A 268-nucleotide genomic window follows, 5' to 3' on the forward strand; every position below is an offset into this window, starting at 1 on the left:
TGCCAGTGTTTTCATTAATCCAATTTGGTATCAATGGATCCTGAATTCTTTGGATAGCGCGCTTTCCAACGGTAGCCAGGTGGTGACGATCCGAAACGGAAAAATGTATTTGAACGCCTTGCCAAACACGGAAATCAAGCCACGCACCTACATGATCGGGGTTAATAACATGTTCTGGACCGTTGAAGGAAACTTATTCTATCTACACCAGGATGTTGAAGGCGATATCCCGAAAATGAAATTCCAGGAAGTTGGTCGCGATCTAATA

General features: G+C 43.7%; 1 pseudogene. It reads left to right on the plus strand.

Annotation, left to right across the window (positions count from 1 at the left end):
* Positions 1 to 268 (plus strand): annotated as a pseudogene (locus AC1XUO_RS29700) (hypothetical protein); the annotation flags it as partial.

The sequence above is a fragment of the Dyadobacter sp. HNCC25DJ186 genome, assembly GCF_056895235.1.